The sequence below is a fragment of the Staphylococcus sp. GDX8P80P genome, assembly GCF_017893095.1.
Lineage (GTDB): Bacteria > Bacillota > Bacilli > Staphylococcales > Staphylococcaceae > Staphylococcus > Staphylococcus borealis.
The window spans coordinates 1-445 of sequence record NZ_JAESMI010000195.1; the positions used below are offsets into that span (position 1 = coordinate 1).

The following is a 445-nucleotide window of genomic DNA, read 5'->3' on the forward strand; positions in this document are numbered from 1 at the left end:
TTAGAATACCTGATAAATAACCAAAAAATACTAATAAATATATATGTATTATTGCAACAACATTAAGTATAATACCAATTATGGGCTGACCCCAATTAGTGGGAATTATATAAAAACACTTTCGTTGAATTCATATTAAAATGAATCTTACGGAGGTGTTTTTTCTATGAAAAGAGTATCTTATTCAGTAGAAACAAAGTATAAAGCAGTTGAAATGAAAATAGCTGGTTTTTCGACAAAAGAAATTATGAAAGAATTAAATATTAAAAATAGAACACAAGTGGAAACTTGGTGGCGATGGTATCGAAATGATGAAAGTTATAGATTTTCACAACACATTGGGAAACAATATACCTACGGTAAAGGATTAGAAGAATTGTCAGAAATAGAACGATTAAAATTAGAAAACAAGAGAAAAGATATAGAATTGGATATTTTAAAAAAG

Annotated in this window: 1 protein-coding gene; it reads left to right on the forward strand. The window is 27.0% G+C overall.

Features of this window, described 5'->3' with window-relative positions; translation table 11 throughout:
* Positions 1-166: 166 nt before the first annotated feature.
* The coding region (locus tag KA858_RS12265; protein WP_210135829.1) for a helix-turn-helix domain-containing protein at positions 167-445 on the forward strand (279 nt) is incomplete at its 3' end.